This window comes from Flavobacterium collinsii (assembly GCF_946903285.1).
In the GTDB taxonomy this organism is placed as follows: domain Bacteria; phylum Bacteroidota; class Bacteroidia; order Flavobacteriales; family Flavobacteriaceae; genus Flavobacterium; species Flavobacterium collinsii.
This window is the reverse complement of the sequence record NZ_OX336425.1, coordinates 4757281-4777330: the sequence shown is the minus strand read 5'-3', so window position 1 is coordinate 4777330 and position 20050 is coordinate 4757281. Positions and strand designations below refer to the sequence as shown.

Here is a 20050-nt window from a genome sequence, read left to right as displayed (position 1 = left end):
TAATTTATTATGAAAAAAAGAATTGGAATTTTAGGACTTGGTGGAGTGGGCGGTTATTTTGGCGGACTTTTAGCAAAGGCTTATCAGGAGTCTGAAGAGATTGAGATTGTTTTTATTGCACGCGGAACTACTCAGCAGACAATAGCCGAAAACGGACTAAAAATTGTAACCGACGATTCGGAAATGATTGTACATCCAAAATTGGTTTCAAATGATCCGAAAGAAATTGGAGAATTAGATTATTTAATTTGCGCAACAAAGACGTATGACATTGAGGGAAGTCTGCTTTCGCTTCAAAGTTGTATTGTTGCTAAAACGGTTATTCTTCCTTTGTATAATGGAGTTGATGCACCGGAACGCATTCAGAAAATATTTCCTCATAACGATATCTTGCACGGTTGTGTTTATATTATTTCGATGATTACTTTACCGGGAACAATTAGAAAAATGGGATTTTATGAAAAGTTATTTTTTGGTTCTAAAACGGTTTCTTCTTCAAAATTAGAAGAATTGCAGGAGATTCTTCAACAGGCGAAGATTGAAAGTTATTTGGTTGAGAATATCGAAGAAACAGTATGGGAAAAGTTTATTTTTATTTCGGCACTAGCGTCGACGACTTCGTATCTGAATCAGCATATTGGTGAAATTATAGATAATGCAGACGCTATGGCGGTCTATGTTGAATTGCTACATGAAATTGATGCAGTAGCTAAAGCAAAAGGGTTAAAGCTGCCGGAAGATATCGTAAATCAAACTATCGTTAAATTAGAAAAATCTCCTCGTGAAGCAACGTCCTCTATGCATAGAGATTTATTGGCGGGCAAGAACACCGAAGCAAGTTCGCTGACTAAATTTGTGTTGAACGAAGGGATGAAGTACGGGGTAAAAACACCGCTTTATAAAAAAATTACTAACGTATTGCTGCCTGAGAATTTGTGATCCATTTTGTGCAGTGAACGAAGCAGATTTTTCTGATGGTAATAATGATATTTAAGTAAGAAAAAGAATACTTTTTTAAAGTTTGTTTTTATTGTTTTTATCTTATTTTTGGCACAATTAATTTAACAATCAAAATGAAAAAAAAGTATCTGTTCTTATTTTTATCTTTTCTGATTATCAATGTGATTCAGGCGCAAGATGAAGCACCTTCAGTAGAAAAAAATCAATTCAAAATAAATATGATCTCTCCGGGATTCGTTTATGAGCATGGCTTTACGGCTAAAAATACCCTTTATTCAGAAATTAGCTTAGGAGTTGGTTACAGTTATAACAGTTTCTATAACGAGTCAAACGTCTATTTTTCCCCGTTAATCAGTGAGCAATTTCGCCATTATTACAATTTAGAAAAGAGAACGAAAAAAGAAAAGAGAACAGCTCATAACTCGGCTAATTTTTTTGCTCTAAATGCCCAATATAATTTCCGAACGGTTTCGACTAACGAGAGATATAGAGAGCGTGTACCATCAACAACCCTTGCGGTGCTTTGGGGATTGCAACGAACTTACAATCGAAAATTTAATATGGAGTTTAATCTGGGGCCCGGCATAAATATTGATAAATACGATACCGAATTTGTTCCGGTAGCTAATTTTACATTAGGTTGGGTTATTGGAAAATAATCATAAGAATAGAAAAACCTTGATTCGTCAAGGTTTTTCTATTTTAAATTCCAGTCCAATATTTCGAGTGCTTTCAATGCTGATTTTTGGATCGGAATTAAAATATTTTCTAAGTCTGCTAATAAAAACATCCATACTTCGTCCTGAAAAATAATCATCTTTTTTCCAGACCGACATTAAAATTTGATCCCTCTTTAATAACTGGTTATGGTTGAGATATAGATACTCAATAAGAGAAGCTTCCATTTCTGTGAGCTGTTGGACGTGATTTTTATTGTTTAGGGTTAGTCTTTCATTATCAAAGATATAAGAACCAATTTCAATTATACTATTTCCGTTCAGGCTTCTCTTTTGTTCGATTCTTTTTAGAATATTCTGTAAACGCAAAACAAGTTCGTCGACTTCAAAAGGTTTTATGATATAGTCGTCTGCGCCTAGTTTTAATCCAATGATTTTGTCTTCTTTTAACTTTCTTGCTGTTAGAAAAATAAATGGAATTTCGGGGTCAATTGTAATTATTTTTTCAGCCAGTGAAAATCCGTCCAATTTTGGCATCATAACATCAAAAACGCAAATGTCAAAAGCCTGCTTTGCAAAATAGTCTAAAGCTATTTCTCCATTTTCTGCCCAGATTACTTCAAATTGATGCAGTTCTAAATATTGTTTCAAAATTGCCGCAAAATCAGAATCGTCTTCGGCTAAAAGTAATTTTTTCAAAATAAGGGTATTAAACTTTTAATAAAATAGTAAACTGAGTTCCTTTTCCTAAGTCACTCACAACGCTAACAGTGCCCTGATGCGCTTTTATAATTTGATCGACGTAATACAATCCTAATCCTAATCCTTTTGTATTATGAAGATTTCCCTGCTCAACGCGATAGAATTTTTCAAAAAGAAGCGATTGTTTGTTCTTTTCAATTCCTATTCCGTCATCTTCAACACTAATTGAAAATTGATTTTGGTTCAGATTTGTTTTTATTGTAATGGTGTTTGAACCATATTTTGCAGCATTTTCCAAGACATTCAAAAGAGCAGTAGTCAGATAAAATTTGTCCAGAACCAGATTGGTTTTCTGCGTATGAAAATTGGTTTTAATGTCGATTTTAGGATAGGTGATTTTAAAATCATTTACAATCGTAAGAAGGAATTCTTCGGTTTCTATTTTTTCTTTTTGCAATTCGATTCCGTTTTCAGCGAAAGAGTTCGCCATTACCTGATCAATCAAATTCTGTAAACGATTGTTCTGACGTGAAATTGTATTGACAATGGCATTAAAGTTCGCATCATTATCCCGGATGTCTTTTCGCTCTAATATCCTGGTCGAAATGCCTAAAGTCGTCAAAGGTGTTTTCAGTTCGTGTGTAATATTATTGATGAAATCGGTTTTAATATCGTTGGCTTTCTTTTGTTTGATTAAAGCTTTTATGGCAATGAAAAAAAGCGTGATAAGAGTTGCTATAGAAAGTAAAGACAAAATTAAAACGAAAGTCATTCGTCTTAAAATAATCATTTCCCAGTCTATTACTGAAACGTACATCGAATCCTCGGTTAGTAATTTGTAGCCCTTATTTTCAAAAGTTCCGTTAGTAGTTCCAACATAATTCCGTACTAGAAAGGCATGATTTAATGAGATAAGATTTCCGTACAGTTTGTTTTGGATGAAAGGTTTCTCAGAGAAAATGGTGTCTACTTTTTTGGCGTTTTGGTAAAGAACAAATTTATTCAGAACAATGGCAAAATCGATTTTTAAGTTGGGTAAATCTCTTTTGAATTTACGCTGGATTTTTTGTGTTAAAGCATCGCTGTATTCATTTCCGAGAATATAGTTTTTAATCTCAAACTTGCTGTTTTTTCCCTGAATGTAATTTTCGGATAATTGTTGGTAAAGTGCTTCTTTTTTTGCAACGATTACCGAATCTATATCGCTGTAATCATTGGTGATCCCGGCAATTTTATTCTTGATTTCAGTATGAAACTGCGCTACTTTATAGTCATAAGTTGTTTTTACTAAATAGCATTGCACTGTTGATAAAACGATCAGAGCGAGGACAGAAAAGGCTATTAGTAAATTGATTCGTTGTTTCATGAATTGTTTTATTGATACGCTGATCACACAGATTGAACTGGTTTAGGCTGGTTTTATTCAGCCCGTTGTAATTATTTTAACACATAGAAACATAGTTCTAAATACTGAGAAAGCCGTTTCACTTTGAATAAAACGTATAACACTATGCGAAAGAAATATATTTCTCTTTTATAACCTCTTTTAAAAATAGAAATCTATGTTTCTATGTGTTTTATAATTTTTTAATGACCGAGATGGGATTTATTTACTAAACAGGAGTAAATCCGTGGGCCATTCCCAATTCAAAAATAAAGCTTTTAAGAGACAATAGGTACATTAACCCCGCATTAACCTTCAATTAACTTTCGCAATTCTTTTTTAGAAGCATTTTTGCAGGACTACAATCTAAAATCAAATCCGAAATGAACATTAATTTACTGGTAAAACTTTTTTTAATTCTCTTTTTATTCTTGCTTTCTTTAGAGGGATATGCACAAAATGAAACCCCAAAAGACAGTCTTTCGAATGCATTAAACGAAGTTGTGATTGTCCAGGATAAAAAGGCGTTTACCAATACAAACGGAAATGTAAAAGTAGATGTTGCTAATTCTATTTATAATGCTATTCCGAATACAGTCGATTTACTGGCAAAATTACCAACCGTTCAGGTCAGTTCAGACAGAGAAAGTATTTCGGTTGTGGGTAGAGGAAACCCTCTAGTTTATATTGACAATCAAAAAGTAGGAATGAATGATCTTAATGCTTTGGCTGTAACCGATATTAAAACAATTGAAATCATTCAGGATCCATCTTCTAAATATGAAGCCGAAGGACGTTCCGTAATTTTGATTACCAGGAAGTTTAGTAAAAAAGACAGTTTTAGAACAGAGATTTCAGAGTTGGCTTCTTTTAAGAAAAAGTACAACAATTATCTTGGATTTAATACAAGTTTTAAAAAGAACAAACTGGAGTGGAAAGCCAATTTCAATTACAATCAATTACAGCCCTGGGAAAATCACAGTATTGATTATCAAATTCCCAATGCCGAAATCACTTCTAAATATGATGTAACAGCTTACTCTGAAAAAAGGCAGTTTGTTTTTGGTGGCAGTTTGTTTTACAAGATAAATGAAGACGACTATTTTTCTATTAGTGTGAACAGTAAGCTTCAGAAAGATATTTTTCCTATTCATACCATAACCCATAATAAAAACAAAAGTGACGAAAATAACGTGATGACGTATAGTGATAATGATAGTAAAAAGAATTTTGTAAACTCATTTCTGAATTATATGAAAAAAATAAAGGCTATCGATGTACAGGTTTTTACGGGTTTGCAATGGTCTAATTTCGATCAGGGATTGTGGAGTCAGGTTAAAAATAATTATAATGACACCCAATTTGAATGGGCACAGCTTCGGGATCAAAAATTTAATGTGAATGTTTTTTCAGGTAGAATTGATGTGGAAAAGAAGTTTAAAAATGAAATGAAATTTGAAATAGGGGGTCTGTATTCATCTGCAAATTCCAAATCAGATTTTGATCTCTTTTATTATGAAAACAATGCAAACGAACTTAGTCATTATGATTTCAGGGAGCAAAATTTAGCGGGTTATAGCCAGTTCTCAGGAAAGATCAAGAAGGTTGAATTCTCTGTTGGAGTTCGGGTGGAAAATACAAATGTAGACGGAAAATTTAAAACAGATTTATCTCCTTTGATCGATAAAAATTACACTAATTTTTTCCCTAAAGCGCAATTTTCATTTCCAATAGACAGCCTGAAGAGTATTAGTGTTAATTACGCCAGAAGTATTTCGAGACCCAATTATTCTTCATTAAGTCAGGGAACTACTTATATTAATCCCTATTTTTTATATGCCCGAAATATTAATTTAGATCCTACGATTGTAAATGAAATTTCGTCTACTTTTCAATATCGTGATAAATCGATGAAGCTAACGTATTATCAAAATACAAATCCGGTTTATAATAGTTTTTTCTTTGATAAGGAACTAAATATAATGACTTTTAAGGATGTGAATTTTGAGAAAGAGTCCGCCTTAATTCTTGATTTTGAATTGCCTTTTACCTATAGATTCTGGACGATTACAAACTCGTTGGTTTTTGTTTCAGAGAAAATTGAAGACTCTTCGGCAGTATTTGGATCTTCAAAACCTTATTTTTATTATTACTCCAATAATGAATTTAGGCTTCCAAAAGATTATATATTAGTGGTTGGTTTCAGGGCAATTACAAAACAATACAAAGGAGTTTTTGAAAGAAATGCTAGAGCGGTAGTAGATATGGCTGTTTCTAAAACGTTCTTTAAAAATTGGAGTTGTGCCCTAAGTTTTAATAATGTATTTAAAAGTATAAAGGAAGAAGAAGTTTTTACGATTAACAATATCAGTTCAAAAGCAAGGTATTTGCTGGATGATCGGGAGATTTCAGTTTCAGTTCGATATTCTTTTGGGAAAGTGAAAGAATCGGAATTCAAAGGAAAAAGTATAGAGGAGAATTCAGATCGTATAAGATAAGATTGAGATACAGAATTGCCTTTCTGAGCGAAGTTTTAAACTTAAAAAGTCTTGGCTTCGCTCGATATGACAGTGTGTGTTTACAGAGAAAAAATTATCCCTCGTCTTCTTCTGTTATTTTGGTTGACAAATCGTCCGGTAATTCTTCGTCGTCATCGGTTGAGTTCAATTCGAAAAAACTAAAGAAAGATCCTCCGTAGCTTTTTTGAAAAGAAAAATTACTCAAATGATCCATTTTTGTATATTTTGAATGCTCGATAATCATCATACCGTCTTCATGAAGGAGTTCTTTTTCGAAAACCGTTACGACAATTTTTTCAAATGCAGTCTGATCTAATCCGTAAGGCGGATCGGCAAAAACAATATCGTAAGAAGTTTTACAGTTGTCCAGAAACTTGTAAACATCACTTTTAGTTGCAGCGATATCAAAATCGTATTCTGATGAAACCTGCTTGATAAATTTTACACATCCAAAATCACCATCTACAGAGGTAATTGGAGCGCTTCCGCGTGAAGCGAATTCAAAACTGATGTTGCCGGTTCCTGAAAACAAATCCAGTACCTTTAAACCGTCAAAACTAAAATGGTTGTTCAAAACATTAAACAATGCTTCTTTGCTCATGTCGGTTGTCGGTCTTACAGGAAGGTTTTTTGGCGGAAAGATGCGGCGACCTTTGTATTTTCCTGAAATGATTCTCATGATTGGAATAGGATATAATGTTTTTGATTTTCGGCTGTTGTGAAGCTATTTCTTTGCTGTAAGGTGCTTACATCCAAAAAGGATATATGACGAATGTATTTGTATGCAACGGCATAATACGGATCGTTTTGGTCGATTGTGCCTAATAATTCAAGTTTGAAACTCTCTGGATTCAAACTCAATTGCTCGGCAGTAAAAAGCAAATAATAAATAAAATCTTCGGGTGTCTGGTATTCAAAGGAGTTGAACAGTAATAGTTTTTGATTTTGCACTACAATCACCTCAAAATGCCCATAATTAAAATTAACGACCATTTTTTTATCGTCATTGTTTCTTGAAGCATCCAGAATTTTTTCAACTAAAATACTGTTGGCATGTTTGTAGTCAAAAGCACCAAACTGATCGATGAAAAAATTGTTGATATTGACATACGGTATGTAAACCGCATTCATTTGATATTTTGAAATTTGATCGAAAGCAAAAAAATCAGTTTCAAAAACCTTTGTGTTGTATTGCAGATAACTTCCAAGGTAGTTCTCATCAAACAAAGCCGTTGGAACAAAGGTGGAAAGATTATTATTGTGAATTACCAAAACTTCGTCATAAGTTTCCTGTAGTTCAGGATGGTTTCTAAAAGCATCGCCAAACAGTTCTTCTATTTTGGTCGCTTTGTGAAACGTTTCAAAATGAATTTCTTTTAAAGAAGAGATGGTATTATTTAAAGTATCAAAACAACAAAATGACAATCCGGTCAAGGAAACCTGAATAGAAAGCTTTTTGTATTTTTTTGAAGTGATGTTAGTGTTTTGTAATGACATATTGATTTACAATTCGTTACCTGTTTTACAAGAAAGAATTTTAGGCGACCACAAACTTACAAATTAAAAAGGAACAATAATAATTGCAATTTCAAAAAACAATTTCACTTACATTTTAAAAGAAGGTTAAGAAAAGAATTTTTTTTGAAAAAGGGAAGCCTTAATTTTCGAAATGAGTTGTAGAGGCGAAATTTTAAATTGGCATTGCCATTAAAAAAGACGAACTTTGTGCCTCAAACTTACCCTATGAATTCAGCATTGTTTTACGGCGTTTTGCAAAAAAGATTTCCTTTTGCTCCAACATACAAACAGGATATTTTTTTTCAAAAAATCGCTATTTTTTTGACCGAACCTGCTAACGATACCATTTTTGTATTGAAAGGATATGCAGGAACGGGAAAGACAACCGTGATTTCGACCATCGTAAACAATTTGGGCGATATCAATAAAAAGTTTGTTTTGCTGGCACCAACCGGACGTGCGGCAAAGGTAATTGCCAATTACTCGAATACGCCTGCATTTACCATTCATAAAAAAATATATTTTCCTAAGAAATCTTCGGGTGGGGGCGTGGCGTTCACCAAACAGCAAAACAAACATAAAAACACCATTTTTATTGTCGACGAGGCTTCGATGATTTCCGATAGTAATTCCGATTCCAAAATGTATGATAACGGATCGCTGCTGGATGATTTGATCTCGTATGTGTATTCGGGAACGAATTGTAAAATGATTCTTTTGGGAGATACTGCGCAGCTGCCTCCGGTTAATTTAGATATTAGTCCCGCTTTGGACACTCACACTTTAGGAATTCATTACGGTAAAGAAATTGAACATATCGAACTTGATGAGGTAATGCGTCAGGAGGAAAGTTCCGGAATTTTGTTTAACGCAACAGAATTAAGGGAGCTACTGAAAGAGAGTTTTATTACCGAATTTAGATTTAATGTTAAAAGATTCAAAGACATTGTTCGGTTGACCGATGGATATGATATTCAGGATGCTATTAATTCGGCTTACAGTAATTATAGTATTGAAGATACCGCTTTTATTGTCCGTTCGAACAAAAGAGCCAATCAGTATAATGAACAAATTCGAACCAGAATTTTATTTAAAGAAAGCGAGCTGTCGGCAGGAGATTTTCTGATGGTGGTAAAGAACAATTACTTTTGGTTACAGGAAAAAGATGAAGCCGGATTTATTGCGAATGGTGATATTATTGAGGTTCTTGAACTTTTTGGTATCAAGGAGCTGTACGGATTTAATTTTGCAAAGGTAAAAATCAGAATGGTCGATTATCCGGATCAGAAGCCTTTTGAAACGGTATTGATTTTAGATACGATTAAAAGTGAATCTCCATCTTTAACCTATGAAGAATCCAACCGTTTGTATGAGGAAGTAATGAAGGATTATGAAAACGAAACGACCAAGTATAAGAAGTTTCAAAAGGTAAAAGAGAACGAATATTTTAATGGTTTACAGGTGAAGTTTTCGTATGCTATAACCTGTCATAAATCACAGGGAGGTCAGTGGGATACGGTTTTTATCGAACAGCCGTATTTGCCTAACGGAATCGATCGCGATTATATCAGGTGGTTGTATACCGCTATGACACGTGCTAAAAATAAATTATATTTGATAGGATTTAAAGACGAGAGTTTTGAAGAATGATTAGTTGCCACGAATTTCACAAATTAGCACGAATTGTTTTAAAATCAATAAATTAGTGAAATTCGTGGCTAAAGAAAAATTAGCAAATGACAACACTAAACGATTTACATTCGATTTCGTCTACGTTTTCGAATACAGATAAAATGCCGGTTCTGTTTTTAGGACACGGAAGTCCTATGAATGCGATTGAAGAAAATCAGTTTGTGGCTGGTTTTCGTAATCTAGCGAAAACATTGCCGCAACCCAATGCGATTTTGTGTATTTCGGCGCATTGGTTTACCAACGGAACCAAAGTGACTTCGATGCAAATGCCAAGAACGATTCATGATTTCGGTGGTTTTCCGCAAGCCCTTTTTGATGTTCAATATCCTGCGAAAGGAAGTCCAGAGTTGGCGTATGAAACAAAAAAAATATTAGAACCGGTTCCAGTAGATCTGGATGAGCACTGGGGATTGGACCACGGTGCCTGGAGTGTAATCAAACATTTATATCCTGAGGCAAATGTTCCGGTGATTCAGTTGAGTATAGACTATACGAAGTCAGGACAGTATCATTTTGAATTGGCGCAAAAATTACAATCCTTACGTCATAAAGGTGTTCTAATTATAGGAAGCGGAAATATTGTGCATAATTTACGAATGGTCGATTTCAGGAATTTTGATAAAGATAATTATGGTTATGATTGGGCAATTGAAGCACGCGAAACAATCAATTCGTATTTGCTGGAAGATAATTTTCAGCCTTTGATTGACTTCGAAAAAATGAATAAAGCAGTTCAACTGGCGATTCCTACGCCAGACCATTATCTGCCATTACTTTACACTTTGGGATTAAAAGAAAAATCGGAAGAACTCAGCTTGTTTAATGATAAACTATTAGCTGGTTCTTTGAGTATGACCTCAGTCAAAATAATGTAATGCTACTTTAGGGAGGCTAAAGGGATTGTTATTGCACAGAGATTCACGCTGATTTTAGGAGATTGAACTGATTCAAATTCGTTCGAAATCCTGCAAAGAAAATCTGCGTGAGAAAAATTAAGTTCCCTGCAAGAAAAACTTTGTGAGTCTCTGTGAAAACTTCGTGAATCTCTGTGGAATAAAGTAATAGCATTACTTTTCCTCTTCTAAGTTGTAAGCATAGAGATAGCCATCGGCGCTTCCAAAATACACCGTTTTGTTGCTGATAAATGGAGAAGAAACAATAGCTCCCAGTTTATAAAAATCATCCATTACCTTTTTGCAATTGTCATACAGCGAAAGATCTGCATTACGGCCGGTGTAGGAAAAATCTAAAAGATCGTTTTTTAATGTAGAAGGGGCCAATTGTTTGCGATTTTCGGTGCTTACGACTTTAGATTTTCCCCCGTTAGAAAGTAAATCCAGACTGAAGAAATTTCCGGTAAAATCGCCAAAATAAACGGTATTACCTGATATGCCAGGCGATCCATAAACATAGCCATTAGTTTTATAGCGGTATTTTTCGGCACCCGTTTTGGCGTCCAGAGCCAATAAAGCATAAGTATCTGAAGTTCCTACATATACGGTGTTGTTCTGGATAACAGCCGTGCTTAAAAACCAGGAATTTTCGGCATCGTATTTCCAGAGTAATTTTCCAGTTTCGGCATCTAAAGCGAAGAAGTAAGGCTCTCTGGCTCCAAAATAAACCTTCCCGTCGGCAACAGCAACAGCGGATTGGATTCCTTTAAAACCCGGTTTTGTTCCGGTTGCAAAACGCCAGACTTCCTTACCGGTTTCGATATTTAGCGCATACAATACAGCATCCCAGCCACCAACATAAATTTTATCCTTATCGATTACCGGAGTTCCGTGTACAGGTTCATTGGTTTTGAACTTCCATTTTAAATCTCCGGTTTTAGCATCCAGTGAGTAAATGTTTCCGTCGCTGCTCCCAAACAGGACAACTGCCTTTTTTCCTTTTTCATAAACTACCGGAGATGATATATAAAAACTCCAGAGATCGTCCATATACTGTGTTGCAGGTTGCATCCCGAACCTGCCGTTTTCTCCCAGCCAGTGTTCACCGCCAGTTTTAAATTTCCAGATTAACTTGCCGTTTTGGGTATTTACGGCATAATAATTTCCGTCAAAACTTCCAAAGAAAACCGAGTTTCCATAAATGCCGGGAGTACTATGAATAGCTCCATTGGTTTTAAATTTCCATTTTGTTTTTCCTGATTTTTCTTCAATAGCATAGAGAAAACCGTCTTCGCTGCCTATATAAACAGTGCCGTCTTTTGCAATTGGAGAGGAGAAAATTTTACCATCAGTTTTGAATTTCCACTTTAGATCAGAAGTAGGTTGATAGCCTTGTCCGTCAAAAACACGATCGGTAAAAGCATTATTTATTTTGGTGTTTTTTTGGCCGAAGGCCGAAGGAATAAAAGTTAAGTTTAATAAAAGTAAGGGCAAAATCAGGTGTTTTTTCATAGTAGTTTTTTTCTCATAAATATAATGTATTTTTTAAATTACTGTTCTTCAGATTTATAAAATGCGGCAAGGAATATTTTTTTTAAACTTATTAATTCTGAATAGTTACATTTGTTTAGAAGTTTATAAAATAAAAATAAAATGAAGATAATAGCTGTAATTCCGGCGCGATATGCATCAACACGTTTTCCTGCTAAACTCATGCAGGATCTTGGAGGAAAATCGGTGATTTTAAGAACGTATGAAGCAACCGTTGCTACAAAATTGTTTGATGATGTATTTGTAGTAACAGACTCCGATTTAATTTATAATGAAATTGTAAATCAGGGCGGGAAAGCTATTATGAGTATCAAAGAACACGAATCCGGCAGTGATCGAATTGCAGAAGCTGTTGCGGGTCTTGATGTGGATATTGTTGTAAATGTACAGGGTGATGAGCCTTTTACCGAAGCCGGGCCTTTAGAACAGGTTTTATCTGTGTTTAAAGACGACAGAGAATGCAAAATAGATCTGGCATCTTTAATGCGTGAGATTACCGATGAAACTGAAATTAACAATCCGAATAATGTGAAAGTGGTAGTCGATCAGTCGCAGTTTGCACTGTATTTTTCACGATCAGTAATTCCATACCCTAGGGATAAAGATGTTGGGGTCCGTTATTTTCAGCATATCGGAATTTATGCGTTTAGAAAACAGGCTTTATTGGATTTTTATAGCTTGCCAATGAAATCTTTAGAAGCTTCTGAGAAACTAGAGCAACTACGCTATTTAGAGTTCGGAAAACGTATTAAAATGGTAGAAACGACACATGTCGGAATCGGAATTGATACTGCCGAGGATTTGGAGAAGGCAAGAGCTATTTTAAAGGATATTTGATTGAAGCAGGTTAATCGGGTAGCTTGTAAAATGTAAAATGTGAGATGTGAAACCCGAAACCTGAAACTAAATAAAAACTCCCCAAAAGAACAAAGTTTCATTTGGGGAGTTTTTTTATAGTAAACTAAAATCTTAGTATAAACTTGGATATTTAGAAGGGTTAACTTCGTGCATCATCGTGTAGACTTTCTCAAAGATATCTTCGGCAGAAGGTTTTGAGAAATAGTCACCATCAGTTCCATAAGCTGGTCTGTGTGCTTTTGCAGCAAGAGTTTGTGGTTTACTGTCCAAATGGTGGTAAGCATCCTGTTCTTCCAGAATTTGTTGTAAAATAAACGCTGAAGCTCCACCAGGAACATCTTCGTCAATAACTAACAAACGATTGGTTTTAGCGATACTTTTTACAATGTCTTTATTGATGTCAAACGGAAGAAGAGACTGAATATCGATTACCTCACAATCAATTCCTAAATCTAATAATTCAACCGCAGCCTGTTCTACCAGTCTTAAAGTCGACCCGTAAGAAACAAGTGTTATATCCGAACCTTCTTTTAAAGTTTCAACTACACCAATCGGTGTTTTGAATTCTCCAAAGTTTAGTGGTGTTTTTTCTTTTAAACGGTAACCGTTCAAACATTCGATTACTAAAGCCGGTTCATCACACTCTAAAAGGGCGTTGTAGAATCCTGCAGCCTGAGTCATGTTTCTTGGTACTAAAACGTGAATACCACGAATAGCGTTGATAATCATTCCCATTGGTGAACCTGAATGCCAGATACCTTCTAAACGGTGTCCGCGGGTTCTGATGATTAACGGCGCTTTTTGTTTTCCTACCGTTCTGTATTGTAATGTCGCCAAATCATCACTCATGATTTGGATGGCATATAGTAAATAATCTAAATATTGAATTTCAGCAATCGGGCGTAAACCTCTCAACGCCATTCCGATTCCCTGACCGATAATGGTCGCTTCACGGATTCCGATATCGGCAACACGAAGTTCTCCGTATTTTTCCTGCATACCTTCAAGCCCCTGATTTACATCGCCAATGTTTCCAACATCCTCACCAAAAATTAAAGTTTCCGGATATTTAGTAAACAAAGCATCGAAATTATCACGAAGGATCATTCTTCCGTCCAAATCTGCTTTCGCATTTTCGTCGTATTCCGGAAGTACTTTTTTAACAGAAGATACATTTAGCTCAGAATCAGAGTACAAGTGGCTGCTGAATCGTGGCTGCGTAATTTCAATATAATTGGTAATCCAGTTTGATAATAATACTTTACTGTTTGGAACTTCAATAAAACGCAATATTTTTCTTGCGATGGTAAGCATTTCCTTTTTTAAAGGTGATTTGATAGCGCTTAATTCCGAAATGTATTTTTGTATTCTTTCTTTATGGTTGATGCTTGCTTCAGCAATTTGACCTAATAAAGCCAAAAGGTTTTTCTGATCTTCGATAATTGGATTGATGAAAGAATTCCAGGCCTCTTTTTTAGCTTCCAGGACTTCTTTTTTCAAATCAAAATCAATTTCAGCCAATTCTTCAGGTGACGCAATATTGATGGCAATCATCCATAAGCGCATCTGACGAATACAGTCAAAATCTTTTTCCCAAGCCAGTCTTTCTGCGTTTTTGTAACGCTCGTGTGAACCTGAAGTAGAATGTCCTTGTGGTTGCGTTAATTCGTTTACGTGAATTAAAACGGGAATATGTTCTTCACGTGCAATAGCACCGGCTCTTTCGTAAGTCGAAACCAGTTCGGCATAATCCCAGCCTTTAACTCTGAAAATTTCGTAACCTTTAGCATCTTCATCGCGTTGGTATCCTTTTAAAATCTCAGAGATATTTTCTTTCGTAGTCTGATGTCTGGCGTGAACCGAAATTCCGTATTCATCATCCCAAACGCTCATTACCATCGGAACCTGCAGTACACCTGCAGCGTTTATAGTTTCAAAAAACAAGCCTTCAGAAGTACTTGCGTTTCCTATAGTTCCCCAGGCAACTTCATTTCCGTCTACTGTAAATTTGTCTTTAACAGTAATTCCGTCAACATTTCTGTAGATTTTTGAAGCCTGTGCCAATCCCAATAATCTTGGCATTTGTCCGGCAGTAGGAGATATATCAGCACTTGAATTTTTCTGTTTTGTTAAATCTTTCCAGGAACCGTCTTCGTTTAAACTATGAGTTACGAAGTGGCCGCCCATTTGTCTTCCGGCAGACATTGGATCAAAATCTAAATCGGTATGGCCATACAAACCTGCGAAAAACTGCTTTGGAGTCAATTCGCCAATGGCCATCATAAAAGTCTGATCACGGTAGTATCCGGAACGAAAATCTCCGTTTTTGAAGGCTTTTGCCATTGCAAGTTGTGGGACTTCTTTACCGTCTCCAAATATTCCAAATTTAGCTTTCCCTGTCAATACCTCTTTACGTCCTAAAAGACTACATTCGCGGCTGGTAACCGCAATTTTGTAATCGTTCATTACTTCAGTCTTGAAATCTTCGAAAGTAAGTGTAGTATTATTTTTTTCTTTAATCATAATCTCAAATGGGTCATGTTACGCAACAAAAATAATTAAAAAGTATTAATAATCATAATTCATTAAAGTAAATATAATTTAATTATCTGTAATTAAATTGCTAAAAGCGGGTGTCTTTTTTGTGTAATGCTTTGTGTTTTTGCTTTTTTTATGTGAATAATTCATGTTTTTACAAGTAATTCATTCGATTAAAGCCATTTTCTAGTGAAAAGATTAAGTAATGTTTTTGGTGAAAATGTGACGATAAATCGTATTTTTTCACTGTATTTATTTTGTGAAATCTCCCATCCGTTATTAGAATAAACCGGAAAGTACAATTCAAAATAATCCGGAACTAAATTTAACCGGATACCACTATCATATCTAAAATTTTCGCTTTGATGCTTGCTTCTCATTAAACCTACATCTCCATAAACCTCAATCCAGTTCCAGATAGCATAGCTCGCATTTAAGGTAGCCATCCATTGATTGGCATATCTCGGTGCTATTTTAGATTTAAAACCACCTTCGGCTATTATATATTGCTGACTGAAAATTCCGGTACTTTCTGATCTTCCGAAAAAATTGTAATCAAACATATAATCAGACGGTCGGTCTAAACCAAAACTAAAATAATCAGAGTTTGTTCGATTGTATAAAAAGCTTCCGGCGTACAATCTTAAATTTAGTTTGCGATTGTTTTCAAAAAGTCTTCTGTATTCAATTTCTGCAGCTACTTTTCCAAATTTTCCTGAGAACTGAACATCCGTCATAAAATTAAAATGATTTACCAGTTCCATTTTTGTATTAACGTAACGGGCATTAAAAACAGAATAATTTGGAGTGGAATTGTCTTTGATGTAAGTACTTGCTTCACGATTTACAATAACCTGTCTGAACATGATTAGTTGTTTTCGGTTATCTCTGAAATTTTCTTCACGGATTCTGAATTGTACCATCGGATTCAGTCTCAAATAGGCGGCATCAGGAGCGTAGTGGTAATAATTTTGGCTTATGGAATAGCGTACATTGTATAAGGTGCTGTTTCGGTAGTATTGATTCCAGGAAAATGAGGAAGAACCTGAAAAAGTTTTCGCATTAATGGAATAAGCCGGATCGATATCAAACGTAAAAGGTTTGTCTAAAATTGTTTTGTTGTGAAGACGCATACCGGGAGTCAGACCGTCGTAATAGTTATAATTAAGAGTCGGTATGTATAAAATTTGATTGTAATAAGGATCTTCGAGATCTTTGGCAAAATTAAATTTGATAGGACGATTAGTAATAACCAAACTTTTTATGGATCTCCAATTGTTTCTTTGGTTGTATTCCGGAACCTCATTGTCATAGTTGATGACAATTTTGTCGGCATTTTTTCTTTCAAAAATATAGGTTGAATCGGCTGTTTTAGGTTCAACCCATTCTTTAAAAACAACTTCATTTTTATTAATTCCATATATAGGTATCGGAGCATAGATACCGGTTCTGTTTTTAATTCGAAAGGCCACGGTGTCTTTCGTTCTCGAAACATGGGTGAACTTATAATCGATGATGTCACGTGAACCTATAATCGTATTGAAAAACCAGTCAATCTTTTTGGGACTTTTTTTGGTTAGTATTTTTTCTAAATCGTATCGGTTTGTCTGTTCCGTTTTGTTTAAATCGTAGAATTCCTGCACACTTTCGGGAACAATATTGTGATTTAAATAATCATCTAAATAACTAAGACTTAAGCCTGCACGATATTTACTCGCGATTTGTTCGTTAAATTTTATTAAAGTGTTTTTTGGATCTCCTAACGGCTGATCCAGATTTTTACGGGCCATTAGCATATAGTAATAACTGTATTGCTCGTTGAAAGTAAGGCTTGTGATGTTAAAACCAGAAAAGAGTTTCATGTCAGAAAGCCTTCCCAGCATTTTCTGATCCAGATGGTTTTCTTCGATGTACTTCATCATCGCATAAATTTGAATACCGTCATAAACCCAGTTGTCTTTTCTGGGGTCCAGACGGAGACTGTTTTTAAGATAGTTATTCAGATAAGTTTTCAGGAATGTGATTTCAAAAACAAATTCGTCTGAAAACGGACTAATGAACGAAGGCAGCTGGTTCAATCCGTAGAATGGATTTCGATCGTAATCTACCTGAGAAACAGTGATTCTTTGATGTGGATATTTTCCAATAAAAGAGTTAGCAAAAGTAACTACTTTATTGATGATAATGGCACTTTGAATATCGGTCAGTCTCTTGTTTGTAAGATTTGTAAGTACCTGAAGCGAGCCATTTTCGTAGTTTTTGAAACTATTTTGCTTTTCGATAAACAAAGTGAAATCATTTCTATTTTTCCCTGTAAGCACATAAGTTTTAAAAGATGAGCTTGCATTGCCTTCTGAAATCTGATTCAAATCAGAAGTTACATAGTACTGTTGTGGTACTTTTATTTCGATTTCGTAATCGGTACCAGAATTGGCAATATCATCTAAATTGAAATTGTTGTATTTCATAAAACGATGATTTTCAAAACGAGCCGGGCTTAAAAACCAGTCTTTTAAATTCATACCGCCATTTTGATCAAAACCATAACGGGTGAATTTATCACTCGGTATTTTGGCGATATAAATTAAATGCAAATCGATTTTTTCTCCTGGACGCAATTTACGATTTAGTTTTACTACAATATAATCCGGATTTTTCGCTGTTCGTTCCCATTCAAGTACAGCGTTGTCTGAATCGGTTAAACTTAAAACAGTTGTACTTCCTCTTTCTGTAGTTTTTGCTAAATGAAAACCTCTGTAAAATTCGTCGGAAAATCGTCGGGCTAATGGCGTATTTTTATCGGAAAAAGCATTGTTCCAATCGTTAAGGACAATTGAAATCAAAGAATCATTTGAAGTGTTGTAATAGGTGATGTCTTGTTTTATATTCAGGGTTTTGAGCTCAAGATTAACGGCGACCTCCATCTTAGACTGATGTTGTGCGTATTGTTTTATCGAGCCGAATAAAACGAAAATATAGAATATGATTTTATAAAATGATTTCAAGGATAGAGTAAATAATTTAAATTGTAAATAAACTCAAGCGTAAATAATGATTTTGGTTTTTTGTAAAAATAGTATAAAAAAAGCTGTTTAAAAAACAGCTTTTAATTTTTGTAGTATTTTATTTAATGTAATTTTATGGACGATATGAATTTCTCTTGTTTTCTGCCTGTTCAGCAGGAAACTTAAATTTTTATATCACTTCTAAAATTGATGATTGTATTAAAAATTTGGACTTAAATCGTATTTTTTGTAGAATTTGTCTAATACATCAACTACTTCATCTTCAGTGTCTACAATCTTGAATAAGTTTAAATCTTCAGGACTTACTGTATGCATTTTTTCTACAAGTACAGTTTTAACCCATTCGATTAATCCTGACCAAAATTCAACTCCAACTAATATAATCGGGAATTTTCCAATTTTCTTAGTTTGGATCAAAGTGATTGCTTCAAACATTTCGTCAAGAGTTCCAAAACCTCCAGGCATTACTACAAAACCTTGTGAATATTTAACGAACATTACTTTTCTCACAAAGAAATAATCGAAATTTAGGTTTTTGTCGTGATCAATATAAGGATTGAAATGCTGCTCAAAAGGCAATTCGATATTTAGTCCAACGGAAGTTCCGCCTCCTAGATGTGCTCCTTTGTTTCCAGCTTCCATGATTCCGGGACCACCTCCTGTGATTACTCCGTAACCTGCTTTACTGATTTTATAAGCTATTTTCTCTGCTAATAGATAATACTTGTCGTCTGGTTTTGTTCTTGCTGATCCAAAAATAGAGACACATGGGCCAATACGTCCCATACTTTCATATCCGTTTACAAATTCAGCCATGATTTTAAAAATCGCCCAGCTGTCGTTGGTTCTGATTTCATTCCACGTTTTTTGTTTTAAACGGTCCTGAATTACTTTATCCTCATCATTATCAAAATCTTCTAATCTCATTTTAGGTATTTTAATTATTTATATTTTATTTCTAGCTGTGTCGTTTTAAATGGTCATTCTAAGCATAGTCGAAGGAAGGAGCTCTTTCCCGCTGTCCACTATATCTTTTGTGCCGAACTCCGTCACAAAAGGATGCCGTTTCCATCGGGGCTAGGGCATCAGTTTTTGGTTTAATCAATGTTTTTTTGCCCAAAAAAAGCGTTGCCAAAGTTTAAAATTTTGACAAAAAGGCCAGCTAAATTAAGGCTTTTTTTGCGAATTGGAGCAAAAAAGAGAATTTATTAATTTAAATATTGCATCCGAATAAAAGAGGGTAGCGGCTTGCTGTTCATTATCAATGTATTAAAGGTGTTTTGTTAAAATGTTTTGTTTTGTGTCAATCGATTTGAATCTGTACTTGCAATATGGGCCGTTCCTCCGGAACTTATTCTTTGATCGTTTTTGTTTTCAACGGATTAAAATCCGTTGTTACAAAATATGTCGTTCCTACGGAACTTATTCTTTGGTCGCTTTTGTTTTCAACGGATTAAAATCAGTTGCCATAAAATGTGTCGTTCCTCTGGAACTTCTTTTTTGGTCGTTTTTGTTTTCAATGGATTAAAATCCGTTGCTACAAAATCTATCGTTCCTTCGGAACTTAATCATGTAGTTGTTTTGTTGAGACCGGATTTTATTGCATCACATAAAATTGGCATAACAATAAAAGAGCCATAGGCTCGAATAATCTTGCAGCGACGGATTTTAATTCGTCGAATAAAACAATCGTAACCATAGAAGAGCCGTAGGCTCGACCAATATTGTAACG

At 34.8% G+C, this 20050-nt stretch carries 14 protein-coding genes; 6 read left to right on the top strand and 8 right to left on the bottom strand.

Annotated features, from left to right (window positions below):
• Window positions 1–9: 9 nt before the first annotated feature.
• Window positions 10–939 carry a ketopantoate reductase family protein gene (locus OGZ34_RS19260; protein ID WP_263361395.1) on the top strand — a complete coding sequence of 310 codons (930 nt, stop codon included), beginning with the start codon at window positions 10–12 and terminating at the stop codon, window positions 937–939.
• Window positions 940–1073: 134 nt separating this feature from the next.
• On the top strand, window positions 1074–1619 hold the full coding sequence (locus OGZ34_RS19255) for a DUF3575 domain-containing protein (RefSeq protein WP_263361394.1): 546 nt from the start codon (window positions 1074–1076) through the stop codon (window positions 1617–1619).
• Window positions 1620–1646: 27 nt separating this feature from the next.
• Here the strand turns inward: OGZ34_RS19255 and OGZ34_RS19250 are convergent, their stop codons facing one another.
• Together OGZ34_RS19250 and OGZ34_RS19245 are read right to left on the bottom strand one after the other, a co-directional pair.
• On the bottom strand, window positions 1647–2336 hold the full coding sequence (locus OGZ34_RS19250) for a response regulator transcription factor (protein WP_173964582.1): 690 nt from the start codon (window positions 2334–2336) through the stop codon (window positions 1647–1649).
• A gap of 10 nt (window positions 2337–2346) precedes the next feature.
• Window positions 2347–3705 carry a sensor histidine kinase gene (locus OGZ34_RS19245; protein WP_263361393.1) on the bottom strand — a complete coding sequence of 453 codons (1359 nt, stop codon included), beginning with the start codon at window positions 3703–3705 and terminating at the stop codon, window positions 2347–2349.
• A 401-nt stretch (window positions 3706–4106) separates the two neighbouring features.
• Between OGZ34_RS19245 and OGZ34_RS19240 the strand changes: the two genes are divergently transcribed.
• A complete protein-coding gene (locus tag OGZ34_RS19240) occupies window positions 4107–6221 on the top strand; it encodes an outer membrane beta-barrel family protein (RefSeq protein WP_263361392.1) in 2115 nt (704 codons plus the stop codon).
• 94 nt (window positions 6222–6315) lie between these two features.
• On the opposite strand, the gene OGZ34_RS19235 is transcribed toward OGZ34_RS19240, so the two are convergent.
• Both OGZ34_RS19235 and OGZ34_RS19230 read right to left on the bottom strand, forming a co-directional pair.
• Window positions 6316–6921 (bottom strand): RsmD family RNA methyltransferase, encoded by a 606-nt coding sequence (locus OGZ34_RS19235; protein ID WP_173964585.1) that lies wholly within the window; start codon window positions 6919–6921, stop codon window positions 6316–6318.
• Window positions 6918–7739 carry a DUF3822 family protein gene (locus tag OGZ34_RS19230; protein WP_263361391.1) on the bottom strand — a complete coding sequence of 274 codons (822 nt, stop codon included), beginning with the start codon at window positions 7737–7739 and terminating at the stop codon, window positions 6918–6920. Before OGZ34_RS19230 ends, OGZ34_RS19235 begins: the two co-directional genes overlap by 4 nt.
• Before the next feature lie 246 nt (window positions 7740–7985).
• Between OGZ34_RS19230 and OGZ34_RS19225 the strand changes: the two genes are divergently transcribed.
• Together OGZ34_RS19225 and ygiD are read left to right on the top strand one after the other, a co-directional pair.
• Window positions 7986–9410 carry an ATP-dependent DNA helicase gene (locus OGZ34_RS19225; protein WP_173964587.1) on the top strand — a complete coding sequence of 475 codons (1425 nt, stop codon included), beginning with the start codon at window positions 7986–7988 and terminating at the stop codon, window positions 9408–9410.
• Window positions 9411–9496: 86 nt separating this feature from the next.
• Window positions 9497–10327, top strand: coding sequence for a 4,5-DOPA-extradiol-dioxygenase (gene ygiD / locus OGZ34_RS19220; RefSeq protein ID WP_263361390.1), 831 nt, complete (start codon window positions 9497–9499; stop codon window positions 10325–10327).
• A gap of 192 nt (window positions 10328–10519) precedes the next feature.
• On the opposite strand, the gene OGZ34_RS19215 is transcribed toward ygiD, so the two are convergent.
• Window positions 10520–11857, bottom strand: a complete 1338-nt coding sequence (locus OGZ34_RS19215; RefSeq protein WP_263361389.1) for an outer membrane protein assembly factor BamB family protein — start codon at window positions 11855–11857, stop codon at window positions 10520–10522.
• A 141-nt stretch (window positions 11858–11998) separates the two neighbouring features.
• Between OGZ34_RS19215 and kdsB the strand changes: the two genes are divergently transcribed.
• Entirely contained in the window at window positions 11999–12733 is a 735-nt protein-coding gene (kdsB, locus tag OGZ34_RS19210) for a 3-deoxy-manno-octulosonate cytidylyltransferase (protein WP_263361388.1), read from the top strand.
• Window positions 12734–12865: 132 nt separating this feature from the next.
• Here kdsB and OGZ34_RS19205 read toward each other — a convergent pair whose 3' ends face one another.
• From OGZ34_RS19205 to OGZ34_RS19195, 3 genes are all read right to left on the bottom strand, one after another.
• Entirely contained in the window at window positions 12866–15277 is a 2412-nt protein-coding gene (locus OGZ34_RS19205; protein WP_173964591.1) for an alpha-ketoacid dehydrogenase subunit alpha/beta, read from the bottom strand.
• A 188-nt stretch (window positions 15278–15465) separates the two neighbouring features.
• Window positions 15466–18216: a gluzincin family metallopeptidase gene (locus OGZ34_RS19200; RefSeq protein ID WP_263363149.1), complete on the bottom strand. Its 2751-nt coding sequence runs from the start codon at window positions 18214–18216 to the stop codon at window positions 15466–15468.
• Window positions 18217–18516: 300 nt separating this feature from the next.
• Complete coding sequence (locus tag OGZ34_RS19195) at window positions 18517–19245, bottom strand: LOG family protein (protein ID WP_068845660.1); 729 nt, start codon at window positions 19243–19245, stop codon at window positions 18517–18519.
• Window positions 19246–20050: the final 805 nt, after the last annotated feature.

Excerpts from the sequence above, each read along its gene's own strand:
- OGZ34_RS19260 (WP_263361395.1), top strand. The coding sequence starts at position 10 with ATGAAAAAAAGAATTGGAATTTTAGGACTTGGTGGAGTGGGCGGTTAT.
- OGZ34_RS19255 (WP_263361394.1), top strand. The coding sequence starts at position 1,074 with ATGAAAAAAAAGTATCTGTTCTTATTTTTATCTTTTCTGATTATCAAT.
- OGZ34_RS19245 (WP_263361393.1), bottom strand. The coding sequence starts at position 3,705 with ATGAAACAACGAATCAATTTACTAATAGCCTTTTCTGTCCTCGCTCTG.
- OGZ34_RS19240 (WP_263361392.1), top strand. The coding sequence starts at position 4,107 with ATGAACATTAATTTACTGGTAAAACTTTTTTTAATTCTCTTTTTATTC.
- OGZ34_RS19235 (WP_173964585.1), bottom strand. The coding sequence starts at position 6,921 with ATGAGAATCATTTCAGGAAAATACAAAGGTCGCCGCATCTTTCCGCCA.
- OGZ34_RS19230 (WP_263361391.1), bottom strand. The coding sequence starts at position 7,739 with ATGTCATTACAAAACACTAACATCACTTCAAAAAAATACAAAAAGCTT.
- OGZ34_RS19225 (WP_173964587.1), top strand. The coding sequence starts at position 7,986 with ATGAATTCAGCATTGTTTTACGGCGTTTTGCAAAAAAGATTTCCTTTT.
- ygiD (WP_263361390.1), top strand. The coding sequence starts at position 9,497 with ATGACAACACTAAACGATTTACATTCGATTTCGTCTACGTTTTCGAAT.
- OGZ34_RS19215 (WP_263361389.1), bottom strand. The coding sequence starts at position 11,857 with ATGAAAAAACACCTGATTTTGCCCTTACTTTTATTAAACTTAACTTTT.
- kdsB (WP_263361388.1), top strand. The coding sequence starts at position 11,999 with ATGAAGATAATAGCTGTAATTCCGGCGCGATATGCATCAACACGTTTT.
- OGZ34_RS19205 (WP_173964591.1), bottom strand. The coding sequence starts at position 15,277 with ATGATTAAAGAAAAAAATAATACTACACTTACTTTCGAAGATTTCAAG.
- OGZ34_RS19200 (WP_263363149.1), bottom strand. The coding sequence starts at position 18,216 with ATGGAGGTCGCCGTTAATCTTGAGCTCAAAACCCTGAATATAAAACAA.
- OGZ34_RS19195 (WP_068845660.1), bottom strand. The coding sequence starts at position 19,245 with ATGAGATTAGAAGATTTTGATAATGATGAGGATAAAGTAATTCAGGAC.